Origin of the sequence: Streptomyces dangxiongensis (genome assembly GCF_003675325.1) — a bacterium.
GTDB lineage: Bacteria > Actinomycetota > Actinomycetes > Streptomycetales > Streptomycetaceae > Streptomyces > Streptomyces dangxiongensis.
In genome coordinates, this window is record NZ_CP033073.1 from 2089690 (window position 1) to 2110261 (window position 20572).

Sequence of the window (20572 nt, forward strand, 5' to 3'; positions counted from 1 at the left end):
GATCGCCGCATGTCCAAGACGTTCCCCCGTATCGGCAGGCGCCGGGCGCTCCAGGGCGTGGCCGCCGCTGTCGTGGCCCTCGGGCTGCTGCTGTGGTGGCTGCTGCCCCTGGGCGAGAAGCCGCCGAGCGGGACGATCGTGTTCAGCACCGGTACACCCCGCGGGGTCTACCAGGAGTACGGCGAGCGGCTGCGCGCCGAGCTGGCCAGGGACATGCCCGGCCTGAAGGTGAAGCTGCTCAACAGCGCCGGTTCGCAGGAGAACGTCCAGCGGGTGGCGACCGGGCGGGCCGACTTCACCATCGCCGCGGCCGACGCGGTGGCGACGTACCAGTTGCGGCACGGCAGGGGCGCCGGACGGCTGCGCGGGGTGGCCCGGCTCTACGACGACTACGTGCACCTCGTGGTGCCCCGCGGCTCCGGCATCAGGAGCGTCGCGGACCTGCGGCACCGACGCGTGGCGACCGGGCTGCCCGACTCGGGGGTGCGGCTGATCGCCGGCCGGGTGCTGCGCGCCGCCGGGATCGACCCGGTGAAGGGCATCACCCCGGTGGCGGACGGCATCGACACCGGACCCGACCAGCTCCGGCGGGGGAAGATCGACGCGTTCTTCTGGTCGGGCGGACTGCCCACCAACGGGCTGGTCGCCCTGGCGAAGAAGGCGGCCTTCCGGTTCGTGCCGATCGACGACGACCTCATCGCCCGGCTGCACAGCGAGGGCGAGGCGGCGCGCTACTACCGGGCCACCAACATCCCCGAGTCGGCCTATCCGGTCGCGCAGCAGGGCGCGAAGGTGCCGACGATCGCGGTATCCAACGTGCTGATGACCCGCACGGACCTGGACCCCCGGCTCACCGAGTGGCTGACCCGTACGGTGATCAAGAGCCGGGACGGCATCGGCGCCCAGGTCCACTCCGCCCAGTTGGTGGACCTGCGCACCGCCATCTACACCGATCCGCTGCCGCTCCAGGAGGGCGCCCGGCGCTACTACCGGTCGGTGAAACCGTAGGCCGTGGCCCGGGGAAAGCTGCCTAACGGGTCTGCGCGTGCCGTGGGACGGTGACCGTCACCCGCAGCCCCCGCGGCTCGTGGTGGGCGTAGTCGATCGAGCCGCCGCCCGCCGCGAGCAGGGCGCGGGTGATGGACAGGCCCAGGCCCGACCCCCGTACGTTCTGGTGCCGGCCGCTGCGCCAGAAACGGTCGCCCACGCGCGCGAGTTCCTCGTCGGTGAGGCCGGGTCCGGTGTCGGTGACGACGACCGTGGAGGTGGCGCCGTCGGCCCGGACGGCCACCTCCACCGTGCCGTCCTCGGGGGTGAACTTCACAGCGTTGTCGATCACCGCGTCGAGGGCGCTCGACAGGGCGATCGGGTCGGCCCAGGCGGTGGTGGCCGGGCAGTCCCCGGTCAGCCGTACGCCCCGGGCGCGGGCGGCCGGCGACCAGGCGGCCACCCGTTCCTCGGCGAGCGCGCCGATGTCGGTCAGCCGGAGGTCGGCCTCGGCGTGCTCGGCCAGCGCCAGGCCGAGCAGGTCGTCCAGGACCTGCGCGAGGCGTTTGCCCTCGGTGCGGACCGACGCGATCTCCTCGTTGTCCTCGGGGAGTTCCAGGGCGAGCAGTTCGATGCGCAGCAGCAGCGCCGAGAGCGGGTTGCGCAGTTGGTGCGAGGCGTCGGCGACGAAGGCGCGCTGCTGCTCCAGCACGGCCTCGACGTTGTCCGCCATCTCGTTGAACGAGCGGGCCAGCCGTCTGAGTTCCGGCGGCCCCCCGGCGACCGCGACCCGGGACTTCAGGCGGCCGGTGGCGATGTCGTGGGTGGTCGCGTCCAGGACCCGTACCGGCCTGAGCACCCAGCCGGTCAGCCGCAGCGCCGCGCCGACGGCGAGCAGCATGGCCGCGCTCTCACCGGCCCCGATGAGCAGCCAGCCGCGCAGGATCCGGGAGCGCATCTGCCCGGTGGGCGACTCGGTGACCACGACCGCGACGACGTCCCCGTCCCGGATCACCGGTGAGGCGACGACGAGCCGGCTGCGCTGCCAGGGCCACACCTGCCGCGGATCGTGGCTGCGCCGGCTGAGCAGCGCCTCGTCGACTGCCCTGCGGACCTCTCCGGTCCGCGGAACGAACCAGTCGCCGGGCGCGTTCGCCATCGCCGAGCCGTTGCGGTAGAAGACGCCGGCGCGGATGCCGTAGACGCCGTAGTAGCTCTCCAGTTCGCTGCGCAGGCTCTCCTGGCGCTCGTCCGTCGTGGTGCGGCGGGATCCGCTGGGCCCGTCGGTGACGAACTGGGCGAGCGCCGCGAAGCGTGCCGTGTCGTCGATCCGGTCGACGACGACCCGCTGCTGCTGGGCGGCGGCCACGCTGCCGGCGAGCGGGACGCCGAGCGCGAGCAGGACCGCCGCCAACAGGACGATGAGCAGCGGCAGGAGGCGTGTGCGCACCCGTCCCCGCTAGGCGGCCGGGGCGACGAGCCGGTAGCCGACGCCGCGTACGGTCTCGATCAGCGCGGGCATGCGGAGTTTGCCCCGCAGGGAGGCGACGTGCACCTCCAGGGTGCGACCGGTGCCCTCCCAACTGGTGCGCCAGACCTCGCTGATGATCTGTTCGCGCCGGAAGACCACCCCGGGCCGCTGGGCGAGCAGCGCGAGCAGATCGAACTCCTTGCGGGTCAGCTGGACCATCGCGCCGTCCACGCTGACCTGACGGGTGGGCAGTTCGATCCGGACAGAGCCGAGGAGGAGGGCGTCCTCGCCGTCGGCGGCGGGGTCCTCGTGGACGGTGCGCCGGCTGACGGCGTGGATCCGGGCGAGCAGTTCCCCGGTGTCGTACGGCATCACCACGTAGTCGTCGGCGCCCAGGTTGAGCCCGTGGATGCGGGAGCGGACGTCGGACCGCGCGGTGACCATGATCACCGGGGTGCCGGTGCGTTTGCGGATCTTGCCGCAGACCTCGTAGCCGTCCTGGTCGGGCAGGCCGAGGTCGAGCAGGACGACTCCGAAGCCGTCGCTCTCGGGGACCAGTGCCTGCAACGCCTCCTCGCCGCTGCGCGCGTGGGTGACGTCGAAACCGTGCCGCGCGAGGACGGCGGACAGGGCCGCGGCGACGTGGTTGTCGTCCTCGACGAGGAGCAGTCTCATTCCGGCCCCCTCCATTTTCCGTGGTCGTACGGTCCCGGCGGTCGCGGGTCTTGTGCCGCACGCGCGCGCGTGCACCATGGCAGTGACGCCCATGGAGAGGACGGCGTCAAGAGCGTTCGGGTTGCCCGGCGCTTCCGTTACCCGGCCGATACGTGCGTGGCGGCATGTGCTACGACATGTGTCCGATTGCTATCGGATCGTGATGCTCAAGTTCCCCTCAGATGTGATGACGCAGGTCACAGCCGCTCACTACTGTCCTCGGAAACCCGAGGAGGACGGAGCCTGAGAGCGATGACCAAAGTTTCGGTGGCCAAGGAAGACGTGGCCACGTCCGACGACCTGGTCGTCCTGAGCGGCGTCAACAAGCACTTCGGCGCGTTGCACGTGCTCCAGGACATCGACCTGACGATCGCCCGCGGCGAGGTCGTCGTGGTCATCGGGCCCTCCGGGTCCGGGAAGTCGACGCTGTGCCGCACCATCAACCGCCTGGAGACGATCGACTCGGGCACGATCACGATCGACGGCAAGCCCCTGCCGCACGAGGGCCGGGAGTTGGCCCGGCTGCGGGCGGACGTCGGCATGGTCTTCCAGTCCTTCAACCTCTTCGCGCACAAGAGCGTGCTGGAGAACGTGACGCTGGGCCAGCTCAAGGTCCGCAAGGCGGACAAGAAGCAGGCCGAGGAGAAGGCGCGGGCCCTGCTGGACCGGGTCGGCGTGGGCAACCAGGCCGACAAGTACCCCGCGCAGTTGTCCGGCGGTCAGCAGCAGCGTGTCGCGATCGCGCGGGCCCTGGCGATGGGCCCCAAGGTCATGCTCTTCGACGAGCCGACCTCCGCCCTCGACCCCGAGATGATCAACGAGGTCCTCGAGGTGATGCAGCAGCTCGCCCAGGAGGGCATGACGATGATCGTCGTCACGCACGAGATGGGCTTCGCGCGGTCGGCCGCGAACCGCGTGGTCTTCATGGCCGACGGCCGGATCGTCGAACAGGCCGCGCCCGACCAGTTCTTCAGCAACCCGCGCAGCGACCGGGCCAAGGACTTCCTGTCCAAGATCCTGCACCACTGACGGCGTCGCCGCGGTACCGCCCCGGTCGCGTCACCCGCGCCTCAGGGACCTCGTTCCTCACACCAAAGGATGTTCACCATGAAGCTCCGCAAGGTCACCGCCGCCTCGGCCGTCCTTCTCGCCCTCTCCGTGTCCGCCACCGCGTGCGGCGGCGACAAGAAGGACGACAACGGCTCCTCCGGCGGTGGCCACAAGATCACCATCGGTATCAAGTACGACCAGCCGGGCATCGGCCAGAAGACCCCGCAGGGTTACGCGGGCTTCGACGTCGACGTGGCCACCTATGTCGCCAAGAAGCTCGGTTACAGCGCGAGCCAGATCGAGTGGAAGGAGTCGAAGAGCGCCGACCGCGAGACCATGCTCAAGCGCGGTGACGTCGACTTCATCGCCGCCTCCTACTCGATCACGCCCGAGCGCCAGAAGCTGGTCGACTTCGCCGGCCCGTACCTGCTGGCCCACCAGGACGTGCTGGTCCGCGCGGACGACAACAGCATCAAGACGCCGGCCGACCTCAACAAGAAGAAGCTGTGTTCGGTCACCGGCTCTACCTCGGCGACGAACGTCAAGGACAAGCTCGCCCCCAAGGCGCAGCTCCAGCAGTACCCGACGTACTCCGCGTGCCTGACCGGTCTGCAGAACAAGGTGATCGACGCCCTGACCACCGATGACTCGATCCTCGCCGGTTACGCCTCCCAGGCCCAGTTCAAGGGCAAGTTCAAGCTGGGCGGCCTGAAGATGACCAACGAGAACTACGGCATCGGCGTCAAGAAGGGCAGCGACCTCAAGGCGAAGATCAACAAGGCGCTGGAGCAGATGGTCTCCGACGGTTCCTGGGAAGCGGCCGTGAAGAAGAACTTCGGCCCGGCCGGCTACAAGAACGAGCCCGCGCCGAAGATCGGCGACGTCAAGAGCTGAGGCAACGCCCGGGGAGCGCGCCGTCCGTGAGGGCGGCGCGTCCGGGCATCCCTACACGCGGAAGCGCGGGAGATCGTGTTCGACTTTCTTGAAGGTTACGACGTACTGGGAGCCTTCTGGACGACGGTACAGCTGGCACTGCTGTCCGCCGTGGGCTCCCTGGTGTGGGGCACCCTGCTGGCCGCCATGCGGGTGGGCCCGGTGCCGCTGATGCGCGGGTTCGGCACCTTCTACGTGAACACCGTGCGGAACATCCCGCTCACGGTGATCATCCTGTTCTCGTCGCTCGGCCTCTACTCGACGCTGGGCGTCAGCCTCGGTACCCACGACACCGACACGCTCAACTTCCGGCTGGCCGTGCTGGGTCTGACCCTCTACACGTCGGCCTTCGTGTGCGAGGCGATCCGGTCCGGCATCAACACCGTGCCGGTCGGCCAGGCGGAGGCCGCGCGGGCCATCGGCCTGAGCTTCAGCCAGGTGCTGTTCCTGGTCGTGCTGCCGCAGGCCTTCCGGGCGGCCGTCGGCCCGCTGACCAACGTACTGATCGCGTTGACGAAGAACACGACGGTGGCGGCCGCGATCGGCGTGGCCGAGGCGGCGACCCTGATGAAGGAGATGCTCGACAAGGAGGCGCTGCTGCTCCAGATCTCCGCGGTCATCGCCTTCGGGTTCTGCTGCCTGACGCTGCCGACCGGTCTGATCCTCGGCTGGGTGGGCAAGAAGGTGGCGGTGAAGCGATGACCTCGGTCCTGTACGACGCCCAGGGGCCGCGCGCCAAGCGGCGCAACGTCCTGTACACGGCGCTCTTCGTCGTCGTGCTCGCGGCCGTCGTCTGGTGGGTGTACCTCGCCCTCGACGACAAGCACCAGCTCGACTGGGCGCTGTGGAAGCCGTTCTTCAGCTCCGAGGCCTACTCGACGTACATCTGGCCCGGCCTGCGGAACACCCTGACGGCGGCCGCCCTGGCGATGGTCATCGCGCTGCCGCTGGGCGCCGTCTTCGGCATCGCACGGCTCTCGGACCATGTGTGGGTGCGGGTCCCGGCCACGATCGTGGTCGAGTTCTTCCGCGCGATCCCCGTGCTGATCCTGATGATCTTCGGTAACGAGCTGTACAGCCAGTACACCGACGTGAGTTCCGACGACCGTCCGATGTACGCGGTCGTCACCGGCCTGGTGCTGTACAACGCGTCCGTGCTCGCCGAGATCGTCCGCGCGGGCATTCTCACCCTGCCGAAGGGCCAGTCCGAGGCCGCCATGGCGATCGGTCTGCGCAAGAACCAGGTGATGCGGCTCATCCTGCTGCCGCAGGCGGTCACCGCGATGCTGCCGGCGATCGTCAGCCAGTTGGTGGTCGTCGTGAAGGACACCGCGCTCGGCGGCGCCGTCCTCACCTTCCCCGAACTGCTCTCCGCGGCGAACACGATGAGTGGTTACTACGGCGCCAACACCATCGCCTCCTTCACGGTGGTCTCCCTGATCTTCGTGATCATCAACTTCTCGCTGACCTCGTTCGCGAGCTGGCTGGAGGGCCGGCTGCGGCGGCGCAAGAAGTCGACCGGCGCGGTGCTCGGGGCCCAGGACGTGGCGGAAATCGCGGGTACGGCGGCCACGGGAAACGCGGCCTGACGCCCGATCAGACCCGAATGCACCACCCGGAGGCAGTGGCATGATCGCCACTGCCTCCGGTCGCTTGACGCAAACTCTGCCAATGGGTTGCATACCTTGTGTGATCGTGCACCCCGCTCCACCTTCCTGTTCACTCGTCTCCGTCAGGGCATCGTCACGGGCAGGGGGCGCCGCGTCATGGACCCGGTGATCATCGTCGGAGCGGGGCCCGTCGGACTCACGCTCGCCCTGCTGCTGGCCCGTCAGGACGTGCCCGCCGTCGTCCTGGACGAGGGCCCCGGCAAGGACGAACCCCGTCCGGCGCGCACCGTCGTCCTGCGCGAGGACACGACCGCCCTGCTGGAGCGGCTCACCGGGGTGGCGCTCGCGGAGCAGGGCGTGCGCTGGGCCGGATGGCGGTCCCTGCGGCGCAAGCAGGTGATGAGCGAGGTCGCTTTCGACGAGGCCGGCCCCGCGGCTCCGCTGCACATCGCCCAGCACATCCTCACCAACGCCCTGCGCGCGGCCCTCGTCGACGAGCCGCTGGTACGGGTGGCCGTCGACAGCCGCCTGGACGCGATCGAGCAGGAGAGTTCCGGCGTCACCGCGCACACCCGCGGCACCGGCGGCACCTGGTGGCGGGGCAGTTACCTGGCCGGCTGCGACGGTCCCCGCTCGACCGTGCGCAAGCTCCAGGACATCCGCTTCCCGGGCCGTACGGCGGTGGAACGGCACGCGGTCGCCGCGCTGCGCGTGGAACTCCCGTGGGAGGATCGCGCCTTGCTGCACCGGATGCCGCCGTGGCGGCAGTCCGGGCCCTCGGCCGGGGAGGTCACCGCCCGCCCCCTCCCGGACGGTGTCTGGCGCCTGGACTGGCTGCTGCCGCCGGGAAAGGACCTGGTCACACCCGAGGTCCTGCTGGCCCGCGTCCGCGAGACCCTCGCCGGCTGGTCGGACGGTTCCACACCGGTGTACGACCTGCTCGACACCGGTGTCCACACGGTGCACCACCGCCTCGCCCGCCGGTGGCGCGCCGGCCGGGTCTTCCTCGCCGGGGACGCGGCGCACCTGCTCGGCGCGCTCGGCACTCAGGGTCTCGACGAGGGCCTGCGGGACGCCGACAACCTCGCCTGGAAGCTGGCCGCGGCCTGGCACCACGGCCCGCACGAGGCCCTGCTGGACAGCTACCAGGCCGAGCGGCGCGCGGTGGTCGCCGCCCGGCTGCGCGCAGCCGACCAGACGCTGCCGGTGCTGCGCGGCGGAGGCGGGCTGCGCCACATCGTCCCCGGCGCGGCCCGCAGCCACGACGCGCTGCTCACGGACGGTCATCTGGGGCGCGGGGCGCTGGGCGGGCCCGGATCGTACGCCGGCTCGCCGCTCGCCCCCGGGCGTCTGGAGGCGGAGATCCCGGTCGACACCCCGCCCGGCGCGCCGGTGGCCGACGTCCGGGTCACGGCGGAGGACGGCTCCTTCGTCCGGCTGCGCGACCGGCTCGGCCGTGGTGCGCTGCTCGTCGTCCTGATCGCGCCCGGTGCAGGTGTCTGGGACCGCAGGCACTGGGTGTCCGCCGGGGTGATGCCCCGGCTGGCGGCGGCGGTGACCGCGCTGCCGCACCCCGCCGAGCTGCTGGTCGCCGAGAGCTACCCGGGTGCGCCGGCGCACAGCGTGCTGCTCGTACGCCCCGACGGTCACCTGGTCACGGCCCTGAGCGGGGTCCGCCCGGCCGAGCTGTACGCGGCGGCCGAGGCCACGCTGGGCGGAGCGGTGAAGGAGGGGGCGGAGACCGGTTCCGGCGCGCGCTGACCGCGCGCCCCTCACCCCCCGTCCACAGGGTGACTGTCGGTTGACCGGAGTGTGGTGGCGTGCTGTACTCCGGATCGTGACCGACACCTGTGTGCGCCTGTGGCGGAGGGTCCATATGGACCTCGTCCGCTATGCGGGCTGCGTGTGTCGCCCGTCCTGCTGAATTCGCGTTTCTCCCCCCTTTCCGGGCGCCGTCGCGCGCCCGTGTCCGCGAACCTGCTCCAGGACGGTGCACGTGTCTGTCCCCTCCCCCTCCCTGCCCGCTGCCGCGCCCCCTGTCGTCGGGACGGCACCCACCCAGGCCGACCTCCTCGACTTCGTCCGGCGCACGGCCGCCGACGCGGAACTGATCGCCTCCCTGCCGCTCGACCCCGAGGGCCGTACCTGGGTGCGGCTGGCGGGGCCCGGCGGCAGCGAGGCCTGGCTGATCGGCTGGCCGCCGGGCACCGGCACCGGCTGGCACGACCACGCCGACTCGGTCGGCGCGTTCCTCACCGCCGCCGGCGACCTCACGGAACACTCCCTCGCCGCCCGGCTGCCCACCGACGGCTGGAAGACCCTGGAACTCACCGAGGACGTGGACCGGACCCGGCGGCTGTCCGCCGGCAAGGGACGCGCCTTCGGCCGCCACCATGTGCACGAGGTGCTCAACGAGTCGGGCGACCGACACGCGATCTCCGTCCACGCCTACTACCCGCCGCTGCCCCGGATCCGTCGTTACAGTCGCACCGGCCAGGTGCTGCGCCTGGAGCAGGTCGAACGCCCGGAGGACTGGCAGTGAGCGGCACCGTCGAGCGGCGGCAGGCGGCGAACGTGCCGGGCGGACCGCCGCTGGGCATCGACGGTCTTCTGGACCGCGTGCGGGCGGGCTACCGGCGCATCGAGGCACGTGAGGCGTACGAGGCGGCTCAGACCGGTGAGGCGCTGTTGGTCGACATCCGGTACGCGGCCCTGCGGGAGCGCGACGGGCTGATCCCGGGTGCCCTCGTCGTCGAGCGCAACGAACTCGAATGGCGCCTCGACCCGCAGGGCAGCCACCGTGTCCCGCAGGCCACGGGGCACGACGTACGGGTCGTCGTCGTGTGCAACGAGGGTTATGCCTCCAGCCTCGCCGCCGCGTCCCTGCATCAACTGGGCCTGCGCCGGGCGACGGACCTGGTGGGCGGCTTCCAGGCCTGGCGCGCGGAGGGACTGCCGGTGGAGCCGGCGCGGTCCTGAGCCACGCGCCAGCCACGCGTCAGCCGTGTGTCACGCGGAGCGGTGGACCCCGCGCACCGGGCGGGGGTCCACCGCGGCACCGCCCCGAGAGCCGCGGCTGTGCGCCGCTACTCGGCGCCGCCCATGCTGACCAGCCGGGTGCGGGCGGCAACCGCGTCCCGGAACTCGACTGTACGCATCGGCGGTGACGTGCGCTGCGCGCGCGTACAGATTCGCCGGTGCGGGGGCGGGAGAGCACTGCGGTGGCCCGGCGTCCTCGGCGGGGGCTAGTCCCACCGCGACGCCGGTTCACGCCGGCCGGCCCCCGAGGGCCGCGTCAGAAGAGGTCCCCGCCCTCGAGGAACTCCGTGTCCTCGCCCTCTTCCTCCAGGGCCTGGCGGACGATGCGGAGGGCCAGGCCCTCGGAGTAGCCCTTGCGGGCGAGCATGCCGGCGAGGCGCCGGAGCCGTTTGTCCCGGTCGAGGCCGCGGGTGGCGTGCAGTTTGCGGGCGACGAGTTCGCGGGCGGTCGCCTCCTCCTGCTCGGAGTCGAGCTGAGAGACGGCCTCGTCGATCAGCGATGAGTCGACTCCCTTGGTGCGCAGCTCCCGGGCGAGTGCGCGGCCGGCGAGCCCCCGGCCGTGGTGCCGGGACTCCACCCAGGCGTCCGCGAAGGCGCCGTCGTCGATGAGTCCGACCTCCTCGAACCGGGACAGCACCTCGTCGGCGACGTCGTCGGGGATCTCCCGCTTGCGCAAGGCGTCCGCGAGTTGCTTGCGGGTGCGCGGGGTCCCGGTGAGCAGGCGCAGGCAGATCGCCCGGGCCCGCTCGGCCGGGTCCCCTGAAGACTCCCCCCGCTCGGCCCTCGACGAGGGAAGGGCGTCTTCGTCCTCACCGGGCGCGTCCCCGAAACCGCGCCGCCGGCCACGCCTGCGGCCACCACCCCGCGGGCCGTCACCGCGCGGGCCGCCGGCACCGGAGCCGCGGCCGGGCGAGCCGGCCCTGCGCGGACCGCCGTCCACGGCCTCCGGCCGGCCACCGCCGTCACCCCCGTGTCCGCCGTCGGAACCGTACGCGTCGGACCCGCCGCACGCGTCGCGCCCGCCGTACTCGCTGTACGCGCCACGCCGCCCGGACTCGCCGTAGCCACCGTCCGCGTACCCGTCGTCCCCGTGTCCGTCGTCCCGGGGTCCGCCGTGCCGATGTCCGTCTTCACCGTCCGCGGCGGAGCCCGGCCGGCCCCCGGTGCCCCTCCCCCGTGGGGCACCGGGGAAGGCGTACTCGTACTCGGCCCAGTCGGTTCGTCGTGTCACGGGTCAGCTCTTGGCTGCGGCGGCCTTGGGCTTGGCGGCCTTGGCGGCTGCCGGGGCGGGCACCGACTTGGCGTCGTCGGCCACCGCAGTGGTGGTGACCGCCGCGTCCGCACCCGGCTCCACGGCGGGCTTCTCCGGCCGGACGCCCACGCCCAGCTTCTCCTTGATCTTCTTCTCGATCTCGTTGGCCAGATCGGGGTTGTCCTTCAGGAAGTTGCGCGCGTTCTCCTTGCCCTGGCCGAGCTGGTCGCCCTCGTACGTGTACCAGGCGCCGGCCTTGCGCACGAAGCCGTGCTCCACGCCCATGTCGATCAGACCGCCCTCGCGGCTGATGCCGTGGCCGTAGAGGATGTCGAACTCGGCCTGCTTGAAGGGCGGCGCGACCTTGTTCTTGACCACCTTGACGCGGGTGCGGTTGCCCACCGCGTCGGTGCCGTCCTTCAGCGTCTCGATACGCCGGATGTCGAGCCGTACCGAGGCGTAGAACTTCAGCGCCCGGCCACCGGTCGTGGTCTCCGGGGAGCCGAACATCACACCGATCTTCTCGCGGAGCTGGTTGATGAAGATCGCGGTGGTCTTGGACTGGTTGAGCGCGCTCGTGATCTTCCGCAGGGCCTGGCTCATCAGCCGGGCCTGGAGGCCGACGTGGCTGTCGCCCATCTCACCCTCGATCTCCGCGCGCGGTACGAGCGCCGCGACGGAGTCGATGACGATCAGGTCGAGGGCGCCGGAGCGGACGAGCATGTCCACGATCTCCAGGGCCTGCTCGCCGTTGTCCGGCTGGGACAGGATCAGGTTGTCGATGTCGACGCCGAGCTTCTGCGCGTACTCGGGGTCGAGGGCGTGCTCCGCGTCCACGAACGCGACCTGGCCGCCGGCCTTCTGGGCGTTCGCCACCGCGTGCAGGGTCAGGGTCGTCTTACCGGAGGACTCCGGTCCGTAGACCTCGATGACGCGGCCGCGCGGCAGGCCGCCGACGCCGAGCGCGACGTCGAGCGCGGTCGACCCGGTCGGGATGACCTCGATGGGCTCCTTCGACCGATCGCCCATGCGCATGACCGCGCCCTTGCCGAATTGCCGTTCAATCTGTGCGAGCGCGGCGTCGAGCGCCTTCTCGCGGTCGGTTCCTGCCATGGGTTCCACCCGGTTTGCTTGAGTCGATCGCTTCACGTCAAAGACGCTAACGCCTGCCACTGACAATGCGCCCCGACGCAGGACCAGCCTGTGGATAACCGAGGGGCATCTGCCCTCGAACCGGGACGTAACGCCCCTCCGAAAGCCTCGCCTGAGCTTCCATATGAATGGATGTTCGATTTTCGTGTCAAGCGCACCACGCAGGCGGGGCGGGGCTCCCGCGGGGGGCGAGTGGCTTGGGCGACGCTCGCCGCGGCCGAGCGATCCGCGGGGCCGAGCAATCCGCGGGGCCATGGGGACAAGTGCCCCCTGCGGCCGAGTGACCGCGGCGGTCCGCCGCGGTCACCGCTCCGGCTCTAGGGCCGGTCCTGCCCGTCGGAACGCCCGGAACGCCCGGAACGACCGGAGAGGCCGGACCACAGCCGTCGGACGCGCGTGAGCGTTCCCGGACCGCCCGGCCGCCCCCGGCCCCGGCTTCGGTGCCCGTGCACCCGGGGGTCGTCCGTGACGGCGTACCGCTTCACGTACGCCCCGAGGAACGCCTGGAGCGTGGCCACCGCGGGGATGGCGATCAGCGCGCCCACCGCGCCGAGCAGCGCGGTGCCCGCGATGACCGAGCCGAAGGCGACCGCCGGGTGGATGTCCACCGTCTTGGCGGTCAGCTTGGGCTGGAGCATGTAGTTCTCGAACTGCTGGTAGACCACGACGAAGACCAGCACCCACACCGCGTACCAGGGGTTGACGGCGAACGCGATCAGCATCGGCAGCGCGCCCGCCAGGTACGTCCCGATGGTGGGGATGAACTGCGAGACCAGGCCGACCCAGACACCGAGCACGGGCGCGTACGGCACGCCCAGGGACTCGAGCAGGATGTAGTGCGCGACCCCGGAGATGAGTGCCATGAGGCCGCGCGAGTAGAGATAGCCGCCCGTCTTGTCGACGGCGATCTCCCAGGCGCGCAGCACCTCGGCCTGGCGGGCGGGCGGCAGGACGGAGCACAGGGCGCGGCGCAGCCGGGGGCCGTCCGCGGCGAAGTAGAACGAGAACAGCCCGATCGTCAGCATCCGGAAGAGGCCGCCGAGGACCTGGGCGGACACGTCGAGGACACCGGCCGCGCTGTTCTGCGCGTACTTGCGCAGCCAGTCGGAGTGGAGCAGGCCCTCCTGGACGTCCACCCGTCTGAGTTCCGTGTGGAAGGTGTGGTTGATCCAGTTGATGAGCGAGTCGAGATAGTCCGGGAAACCCTCGATCATCTTGATGATCTGACCGGCCAGCATCGACCCGAGCAGGGTGACGAAACCGGCGGCGATGACGGTCAGCCCGAGGAAGACCAGGAAGGTGGCGAGCCCCCTGCGCATCCCGCCGGCCGCCATCCGGCTCACCGCCGGCTCGATCGCGAGGGCGAGGAAGAACGCGATCAAGATGTTGATCAACAGTGCGGTCAGCTGGTGGAAGGCCCAGCTGCCTAGCTGGAACGCGGCGATCAGCGCGAGCGCGAGCACCATGGCGCGCGGCAGCCAGCGCGGCATCCGGCCGACCGGATCGACGGCCCCGGGGGCCGCGGCCAGGCCGGATGGTGTCGTCGCCGGTGCCGCGTGCCGGTCGGACGGCGCGGACGGGTCGTCGCCGTCCGCGGGCGGTGCCAGGGAGTCCTTGTCAGTCGGTGCCACGGGCCAAGTCTCACCCACGCGGCCGACAGCCGGTGCCCGCGGGCGGCCTTCGTGACGGATCAGTGCCGTACCGCCGGTTCCCGCACCGGTCTCAATCCCCGCAACCAGCGCATTCCGGCCGGCCGGTCAGCGTCCTTCAGCGTCGCTCACCGGGCACGCTCATGACCGCGCAGACCACGCGCCACACGTCCTTGGCCTCCCAGCCGGCGTCCAGCGCCTGTTTCACCGTGCGTCCGCCCAGTTCCGACATGACGTGATCACGCGCGAAGGTGTCGGCGTACTCCGTACCGAAGTGTTCCGCCATCCGCTGCCAGAAGACCGTCAACCGCATGACTCCAGTATCCCGCCCCTGAGTGTGGGCCTGGCCCGGAGTGCTTTCCGAGACCGCTTTCCGTCCTACGGTCTGACCCATGTCCGAAACAGGAGTCTCCCCGCTCCCCTCCACGCCCCCGGCGCGATCCCCGCTCTTCCGCGCCGAGCAGTTCGTGTGGCTCACCGCGCGCGTGCTGGAGCAGCGCCTCTTCGCCCACCACTTCCTGCACGGCACCCCGGACGCGGTCGAGAGGGCGCTGGACGCCTACCGCAACGAGGACGGCGGGTACGGGCACGCGCTGGAGCCCGATCTGCGCGGACCGGTCAGCCAGCCCCTGCACACCGCGCACGCCCTGCGGGTGCTGGACGCCATCGGCCGGTGCGGCGGACAGCGGGTGGAGCGCGTGTGCCGCTATCTGACCTCCGTCTCCACTCCGGACGGCGCGCTGCCGGCTGGGCACCCCGGCCAGCGCGGATATCCGACGGCGCCGTTCGTCCCGGTCGTCGACGACCCGCCCGGCGACCTGCTGGCCACCGGACCGGTGGTCGGCGTGCTGCACCGCAACGCGGTGTGGCACGCGTGGCTGTTCCGGGCCACCGACTTCTGCTGGCAGGCCGTGGAGTCCCTGGAGGAGTCCCATCCGTACGAGGTGGAGGCCGCCGTGATCTTCCTGGACTCCGCTGCCGACCGCCCGCGTGCGCAGGCCGCCGCCGACCGGCTGGGCCGCCTGGTGCGGAAGCAGCGGCTCGCGGCGCTGGACCCCGGCCTTCTCGACGCGTTCCCGGTCGCGCCCGGCTACGCCCCGGGCGAGCACCACTTCCCGCACGACTTCGCCCGCAGCCCGGACTCGCTCGCGCGCGCGTGGTTCACGGATGACGAGATGGCCCGCTCGCTGGACCACCTGGCCGCCGAGCAGCAGGAGGACGGCGGCTGGCCCGTACGCTGGCGCCGGTGGGCCCCGGCCCCCGCGCTGGAGGCACGCCCCCTGGTGACGATCGAGGCACTGCGCACGCTGCGGGCGCACGGCCGCTTCGTGGGCTGACCGGACCGGCGCCCGCTCACCCGGTTTGCCCAGGTCAGGGCGATTGTCAGTGGGCGGGTGCAGGATGGACGCATGGTCAGCTCCGCACACCGAGCCCTGGACGGCTTCTCCCCCGCGACCCGCGGTTGGTTCACGGGGGCCTTCTCCGCGCCCACCGCGGCCCAGGCCGGTGCGTGGCAGGCCATCCGGGAGGGCTCGGACGTGCTGGTCGTCGCCCCGACGGGCTCGGGCAAGACGCTGGCCGCGTTCCTCGCCGCCCTGGACCAGTTGGCGTCGGCCCCGCCCCCGGCCGACCCGAAGAAGCGCTGCCGGGTGTTGTACGTGTCCCCGCTGAAAGCCCTCGCGGTCGACGTCGAGCGCAATCTGCGCAGCCCGCTGACCGGCATCCGCCAGGAGTCCGTGCGCCTGGGCCGGCCGGAGCCCGAGATCCGCGTCGGCATCCGCTCCGGCGACACCCCCGCCGCCGAGCGCCGCGCGCTGTCCACGCGCCCGCCGGACATTCTCATCACCACCCCCGAGTCGCTGTTCCTGATGCTGACGTCGGCTGCGCGCGACGCACTGGCCGGCGTCGAGACGGTGATCCTCGACGAGGTGCACGCGGTCGCGGGCACCAAGCGCGGCGCGCACCTCGCGCTCTCCCTGGAGCGGCTGGACGAGCTGCTGCCGAGGCCCGCCCGCCGGATCGGCCTGTCGGCGACCGTGCGCCCGGTGGACGAGGTGGCCCGTTATCTGTCGCCGCGGCGCAAGGCGGAGATCGTCCAGCCGGAGTCCGGCAAGGAGTTCGACCTGTCCGTGGTCGTCCCGGTCGAGGACATGGGCGAGCTGGGCGGCTCCCCGGCGACCGACGCGGCCGGGGGCGGGGAGCGGCCGTCGATCTGGCCGCAGGTGGAGGAGCGCATTGCCGACCTCGTCCAGTCCCACCGCTCCACGATCGTCTTCGCCAACTCCCGCCGGCTGGCGGAGCGGCTGTGCAACCGGCTCAACGAGATCGCGTACGAGCGCGCCACCGGCGAACCCCTGGAAGAGCACCACTCCCCCGCCCAGTTGATGGGCGGCTCGGGCGCGGCCCAGGGCGCGCCCCCGGTGATCGCCCGCGCGCACCACGGCTCGGTCTCCAAGGAGCAGCGCGCCGTGGTGGAGGAGGACCTGAAGGCGGGCCGGCTGCCCGCGGTGGTCGCCACGTCCAGCCTGGAGCTGGGCATCGACATGGGCGCCGTGGACCTCGTCGTGCAGGTCGAGTCCCCGCCCTCCGTCGCCTCGGGGCTCCAGCGCGTGGGCCGCGCGGGACACCAGGTCGGCGCCGTCTCCACCGGTGTGGTCTTCCCGAAGTACCGGGGCGACCTCGTCCAGGCGGCCGTGGTCACCGAACGGATGCGCACGGGCGCCATCGAGTCCCTGAAAGTGCCCGCGAACCCGCTGGACGTGCTCGCGCAGCAGGTAGTCGCCATGACGGCGCTGGACACCTGGCAGTTCGACGACCTGCTCGCCGTGGTCCGCCGCGCCGCTCCGTTCGCCTCGCTCCCCGAGTCGGCGTTCACGGCGACGCTCGACATGCTCGCCGGCCGCTACCCGTCGGACGCGTTCGCCGAGCTGCGCCCGCGCGTGGTGTGGGACCGGGTGGCCGGCACGGTCACCGGCCGGCCCGGCGCCCAGCGCCTCGCCGTCACCTCCGGCGGCACGATCCCGGACCGTGGCCTGTTCGGGGTCTTCCTCGCCGGTTCCGACCCCAAGAAAGGCGGCGGCCGGGTCGGCGAGCTGGACGAGGAGATGGTCTACGAGTCCCGGGTGGGCGATGTCTTCACGCTGGGCACGAGTTCCTGGCGCATCGAGGACATCACGCGCGACCGCGTGCTGGTCTCCCCCGCGCCGGGCGTGCCGGGCCGGCTGCCCTTCTGGAAGGGCGACCAGCTCGGCCGCCCGCTCGAACTGGGCCGCGCGGTCGGCGCGTTCCTGCGCGAGATCGGCGCGCTGTCCAAGGACGACGCCCGGCTGCGCCTGCTCACCGCGGGTCTGGACGCCTGGGCGGCGGACAACGTGCTGTCGTACCTGGACGAGCAGCGCGAGGCCTGCGGCCATGTCCCGGACGACCGCACGATCGTCGTGGAACGGTTCCGGGACGAGCTGGGCGACTGGCGGGTCGTCGTGCACTCGCCGTTCGGCGCCCAGGTGCACGCCCCCTGGGCGCTCGCCCTGGGCGCCCGCCTGTCCGAGCGGTACGGCATGGACGCGCAGGTCATGCACGCCGACGACGGCATCGTGCTGCGCCTGCCCGACGCCGACCTGATGGGCCTGGACCTGCTCGACCACGAGCCGGTGAAGGCCGGCACCGAGTACGACGGCGACCAGGCCCCGGTCGGCGCGGCGGACGTGGCCTTCGACAAGGGCGAGGTCGACCAGATCGTCACCGACCAGGTCGGCGGCTCGGCGCTGTTCGCGTCCCGGTTCCGCGAGTGCGCCGCCCGCGCGCTGCTGCTGCCGCGCCGCACCCCGGGCAAGCGCACCCCGCTGTGGCAGCAGCGCCAGCGGGCGGCCCAGTTGCTCCAGGTGGCGAGCGAGTTCGGGTCGTTCCCGATCGTCCTGGAAGCGATCCGCGAATGCCTCCAGGACGTCTTCGACGTTCCCGGACTGGTCGAGCTGATGGGCGACCTGGAGTCCCGCAGGGTGCGCCTGGTCGAGGTCACCACCCCGGAGCCGTCCCCGTTCGCCCGCTCCCTGCTGTTCGGTTACGTCGCCCAGTTCCTGTACGAGGGCGACTCCCCGCTGGCCGAGCGCCGCGCCGCCGCGCTGTCCCTGGACTCACGGCTGCTGGCCGAGCTGCTGGGCCAGGCGGAGCTGCGCGAACTGCTCGACGCGGAGGTGCTGACCGAGCTGGAGCGCGAACTCCAGTGGCTCACGGAGGACCGCCGGGTCAAGGATGTCGAGGGGGTCGCCGACATACTGCGTCTGCTCGGCCCGCTGACCGACGCCGAACTGGTCGCACGGGGCGCGGACCCGCAGTGGGCGCGGGAGCTGGCCGGCGCACGCCGGACCATCCGGGTGCGGATCGCGGGCGCCGAGCACTGGGCGACCGTGGAGGACGCGGGCCGGCTGCGTGACGCGCTCGGCACGGCGCTGCCGGTCGGTGTCCCCGAGGCCTTCACGGAGCCGGTCAAGGACCCGCTGGGCGACCTCCTCGCGCGGTACGCCCGTACGCACGGCCCGTTCACGTCGGCCACGGCGGCGGCCCGCTTCGGCCTGGGCGTCGCGGTCACGGAGGGCGCCCTGCAACGGCTCGCCGCCAACGGCCGGGTCGTGCAGGGCGAGTTCCACCCGGCGGGCATCGGCCAGGAGTGGTGCGACGCGGCCGTACTGCGCCGCCTGCGCCGCCGCTCCCTGGCGGCCCTGCGCCACGAGCTGGAACCCGTGCCGCCGCCCGCGCTCGCGCAGTTCCTGCCGCAGTGGCAGCACATAGGCAAGGGCCACGGGCTGCGGGGCCTCGACGGACTGGTGCGCGCGGTGGAGCAGTTGCAGGGTGCCTCGGTGCCCGCCTCCGCCCTGGAGAAGCTGGTCCTGCCCTCCCGCGTGGCCGCGTACACGCCCTCGATGCTCGACGAGCTGACCGCCGCGGGCGAGGTGGTGTGGGCCGGAGCGGGCGCCCTGCCCGGCAAGGACGGCTGGGTCTCCCTCTACCTGGCCGACGCGGCACCGCTGCTGCTGCCGTCACCGCACCCGCTGGAGCTGACCGCGCTCCATCAGTCCGTCCTCGACGCCCTCTCCGGCGGCTACGGCCTGTTCTTCCGGCAGATCGCCGACCAGGTCCGGGCCACCACCCACCCCGAGGCCACCGACCCGCAACTGGCCGACGTGCTGTGGGACCTGGCGTGGTCGGGCCGGCTCACCAACGACACGCTGACCCCGATGCGTTCCCTACTGGGCTCGGGCCGTACCGCGGGCTCGACGGCGCACCGCGCCAAGCGCAGCGTCCCGCGCGGCCGGTACGGCTCCCTGACCGCCGCGGCGCGCACCGCCTCCCGTACCGGCCCGCCGACCGTCGCCGGCCGCTGGTCGCTGCTGCCGACGGCCGAGCCGGACGCCACCGTGCGCGCGCACGCGCTGGCCCGCACGCTCCTGGACCGGCACGGCGTGGTCACCCGCGGCGCGGTCGCCGCGGAGGGGGTGGAGGGCGGCTTCTCGGCGGTGTACCGGGTGCTGTCCGTGTTCGAGGAGAGCGGCCAGGCCCGGCGTGGTTACGTGGTCGAGGGGCTGGGCGCGGCCCAGTTCGCGATGGACGGCGCGGTGGACCGTCTGCGTGCGGTGGCGAACGCACGCGAGCGGTCGCAGGGCCTGCCCGTGCCGGCCCGTCACGGCGGCTTCGGTGCCCCGGGCGGCGCGAACGGCTTCGCCGACCCGGGCTTCCCGAACCCGTTCGACGCCCCGTTCGACGCGCCCTTCGGCACAGCCGGCGGCACCCGGCACGGCCACACACACCCCGGCGCCTTCGACGGGGCCGACGGCGGTCTCGCCCACCCCGGCCTGGACGGCGACTTCACGTGGCCGCCGGAGGACCGCCGGACCGACGGCGACCACGCCCCCCGTGACCTCGCCGACCCCTTCGCCTCCCCCGGCTACGGCGGCCCCCGCGGAGGTGGCCCCTCCCCTTACGCCTCCGGCGCCCCCGGTGGCTCCCGCTCCCACGGTTCCGCTCCCTTCGGCCCGGCCGCGCACCGGAACCAGAGCAGCGGCCGTACGGGCACCCCGACAGCCGACCCCCGCGCCGTGGTCCTCGCCGCGGCCGACCCCGCGAATGCCTACGGCGCCGCTCTGCCCTGGCCGGAGCCGCCGTCCGGAGCCGGGCACAAGCCGGGCCGCAAGGCGGGCGCGCTGGTCGTCCTGGTGGAGGGCGAGCTGACGCTGTACATGGAGCGCGGCGGCAAGACCCTGCTGGCCTGGCCCGCCGGTCCGGACACCGACGCCCCGGACGACCCCCGCCTCCGTACGGCCGCCGAGGCGCTGGCCGCGGCGGCCCGCGCGGGCTCGCTCGGCACGGTCACGGTCGAGCGGATCAACGGCGCCCAGGCCCTGACCTCGCCCGTGGGTGCCCTCCTGGAGGCGGCGGGATTCGTGGCGACACCGCGCGGCCTGCGCCTGCGCGCATGACCGGAACCGCGCTTCCGCGCCCACCGCGCCGCGATGACCGCCCCCACGCCCTCGAACCCACTCCACCGCACCGCACCGCACCGCACCGCACCGCACCGCACCGCACCGCACCGCACCGCACCGCACCGCACCACAGCGACCGGCATGCCCCCTCCCGCCCCACGGACGCCGGACCCGAATCGTCCCCTTCCACCCCACGGACCCCGGGCCCGACGCCGTCCCTGCCACCCCACCGTGGCAGT

Annotated in this window: 17 protein-coding genes; 11 read left to right on the forward strand and 6 right to left on the reverse strand. The window is 72.5% G+C overall.

The genetic code is table 11. The features are described from left to right. Positions 1-9 precede the first annotated feature (9 nt). A complete protein-coding gene (locus tag D9753_RS09225) occupies positions 10-1008 on the forward strand; it encodes a TAXI family TRAP transporter solute-binding subunit (RefSeq protein ID WP_121786567.1) in 999 nt (332 codons plus the stop codon). A 22-nt stretch (positions 1009-1030) separates the two neighbouring features. Here D9753_RS09225 and D9753_RS09230 read toward each other — a convergent pair whose 3' ends face one another. Then, on the reverse strand, positions 1031-2437 hold the full coding sequence (locus D9753_RS09230) for a sensor histidine kinase (protein ID WP_121786568.1): 1407 nt from the start codon (positions 2435-2437) through the stop codon (positions 1031-1033). Positions 2438-2446: 9 nt separating this feature from the next. Beyond that, entirely contained in the window at positions 2447-3133 is a 687-nt protein-coding gene (locus tag D9753_RS09235; protein WP_121786569.1) for a response regulator transcription factor, read from the reverse strand. Positions 3134-3424: 291 nt separating this feature from the next. On the opposite strand from D9753_RS09235, the gene D9753_RS09240 reads away from it, so the two are divergent. From D9753_RS09240 to D9753_RS09270, 8 genes are all read left to right on the forward strand, one after another. Continuing rightward, the gene (locus D9753_RS09240) at positions 3425-4201 is read left to right on the forward strand and encodes an amino acid ABC transporter ATP-binding protein (protein ID WP_121786570.1); all 777 of its coding nucleotides are present in this window, start codon (positions 3425-3427) and stop codon (positions 4199-4201) included. Between the two features lie 78 nt (positions 4202-4279). Continuing rightward, entirely contained in the window at positions 4280-5116 is an 837-nt protein-coding gene (locus D9753_RS09245; RefSeq protein ID WP_121790987.1) for a glutamate ABC transporter substrate-binding protein, read from the forward strand. A 75-nt stretch (positions 5117-5191) separates the two neighbouring features. After that, a complete protein-coding gene (locus D9753_RS09250; protein ID WP_121786571.1) occupies positions 5192-5857 on the forward strand; it encodes an amino acid ABC transporter permease in 666 nt (221 codons plus the stop codon). After that, positions 5854-6744, forward strand: coding sequence for an amino acid ABC transporter permease (locus tag D9753_RS09255; protein WP_121786572.1), 891 nt, complete (start codon positions 5854-5856; stop codon positions 6742-6744). The genes D9753_RS09250 and D9753_RS09255 overlap by 4 nt, the downstream gene beginning before the upstream one ends. A gap of 177 nt (positions 6745-6921) precedes the next feature. Further along, a complete protein-coding gene (locus tag D9753_RS09260) occupies positions 6922-8526 on the forward strand; it encodes an FAD-dependent monooxygenase (RefSeq protein ID WP_121786573.1) in 1605 nt (534 codons plus the stop codon). A gap of 91 nt (positions 8527-8617) precedes the next feature. Continuing rightward, entirely contained in the window at positions 8618-8689 is a 72-nt protein-coding gene (locus tag D9753_RS38965; protein WP_309544753.1) for a putative leader peptide, read from the forward strand. Positions 8690-8761: 72 nt separating this feature from the next. Next, complete coding sequence (locus D9753_RS09265; protein WP_205614098.1) at positions 8762-9307, forward strand: cupin domain-containing protein; 546 nt, start codon at positions 8762-8764, stop codon at positions 9305-9307. Further along, positions 9304-9744, forward strand: coding sequence for a rhodanese-like domain-containing protein (locus tag D9753_RS09270; RefSeq protein ID WP_121786575.1), 441 nt, complete (start codon positions 9304-9306; stop codon positions 9742-9744). The genes D9753_RS09265 and D9753_RS09270 overlap by 4 nt, the downstream gene beginning before the upstream one ends. 316 nt (positions 9745-10060) lie before the next feature. Here the strand turns inward: D9753_RS09270 and recX are convergent, their stop codons facing one another. From recX to D9753_RS09290, 4 genes are all read right to left on the reverse strand, one after another. After that, positions 10061-11035: a recombination regulator RecX gene (gene recX / locus D9753_RS09275; RefSeq protein ID WP_121786576.1), complete on the reverse strand. Its 975-nt coding sequence runs from the start codon at positions 11033-11035 to the stop codon at positions 10061-10063. Between the two features lie 3 nt (positions 11036-11038). Then, positions 11039-12169 carry a recombinase RecA gene (gene recA / locus D9753_RS09280; RefSeq protein WP_121786577.1) on the reverse strand — a complete coding sequence of 377 codons (1131 nt, stop codon included), beginning with the start codon at positions 12167-12169 and terminating at the stop codon, positions 11039-11041. Between the two features lie 356 nt (positions 12170-12525). Next, a complete protein-coding gene (locus D9753_RS09285) occupies positions 12526-13698 on the reverse strand; it encodes an AI-2E family transporter (RefSeq protein WP_205614375.1) in 1173 nt (390 codons plus the stop codon). Positions 13699-13975: 277 nt separating this feature from the next. After that, entirely contained in the window at positions 13976-14170 is a 195-nt protein-coding gene (locus tag D9753_RS09290) for a DUF3046 domain-containing protein (protein WP_121786578.1), read from the reverse strand. A 79-nt stretch (positions 14171-14249) separates the two neighbouring features. Between D9753_RS09290 and D9753_RS09295 the strand changes: the two genes are divergently transcribed. Both D9753_RS09295 and D9753_RS09300 read left to right on the forward strand, forming a co-directional pair. After that, the gene (locus D9753_RS09295; RefSeq protein ID WP_205614099.1) at positions 14250-15194 is read left to right on the forward strand and encodes a prenyltransferase/squalene oxidase repeat-containing protein; all 945 of its coding nucleotides are present in this window, start codon (positions 14250-14252) and stop codon (positions 15192-15194) included. 72 nt (positions 15195-15266) lie between these two features. Continuing rightward, positions 15267-20330, forward strand: coding sequence for an ATP-dependent helicase (locus tag D9753_RS09300; protein WP_121786580.1), 5064 nt, complete (start codon positions 15267-15269; stop codon positions 20328-20330). Positions 20331-20572 lie beyond the last annotated feature (242 nt).

Coding starts and splice junctions, on each gene's coding strand:
- D9753_RS09290 (WP_121786578.1), bottom strand. CDS start 14,170: ATGCGGTTGACGGTCTTCTGGCAGCGGATGGCGGAACACTTCGGTACG.
- D9753_RS09295 (WP_205614099.1), top strand. CDS start 14,250: ATGTCCGAAACAGGAGTCTCCCCGCTCCCCTCCACGCCCCCGGCGCGA.
- D9753_RS09260 (WP_121786573.1), top strand. CDS start 6,922: ATGGACCCGGTGATCATCGTCGGAGCGGGGCCCGTCGGACTCACGCTC.
- recA (WP_121786577.1), bottom strand. CDS start 12,169: ATGGCAGGAACCGACCGCGAGAAGGCGCTCGACGCCGCGCTCGCACAG.
- D9753_RS09245 (WP_121790987.1), top strand. CDS start 4,280: ATGAAGCTCCGCAAGGTCACCGCCGCCTCGGCCGTCCTTCTCGCCCTC.
- D9753_RS09285 (WP_205614375.1), bottom strand. CDS start 13,698: ATGCCGCGCTGGCTGCCGCGCGCCATGGTGCTCGCGCTCGCGCTGATC.
- D9753_RS09300 (WP_121786580.1), top strand. CDS start 15,267: ATGGTCAGCTCCGCACACCGAGCCCTGGACGGCTTCTCCCCCGCGACC.
- D9753_RS09240 (WP_121786570.1), top strand. CDS start 3,425: ATGACCAAAGTTTCGGTGGCCAAGGAAGACGTGGCCACGTCCGACGAC.
- D9753_RS09255 (WP_121786572.1), top strand. CDS start 5,854: ATGACCTCGGTCCTGTACGACGCCCAGGGGCCGCGCGCCAAGCGGCGC.
- D9753_RS09225 (WP_121786567.1), top strand. CDS start 10: ATGTCCAAGACGTTCCCCCGTATCGGCAGGCGCCGGGCGCTCCAGGGC.
- D9753_RS09235 (WP_121786569.1), bottom strand. CDS start 3,133: ATGAGACTGCTCCTCGTCGAGGACGACAACCACGTCGCCGCGGCCCTG.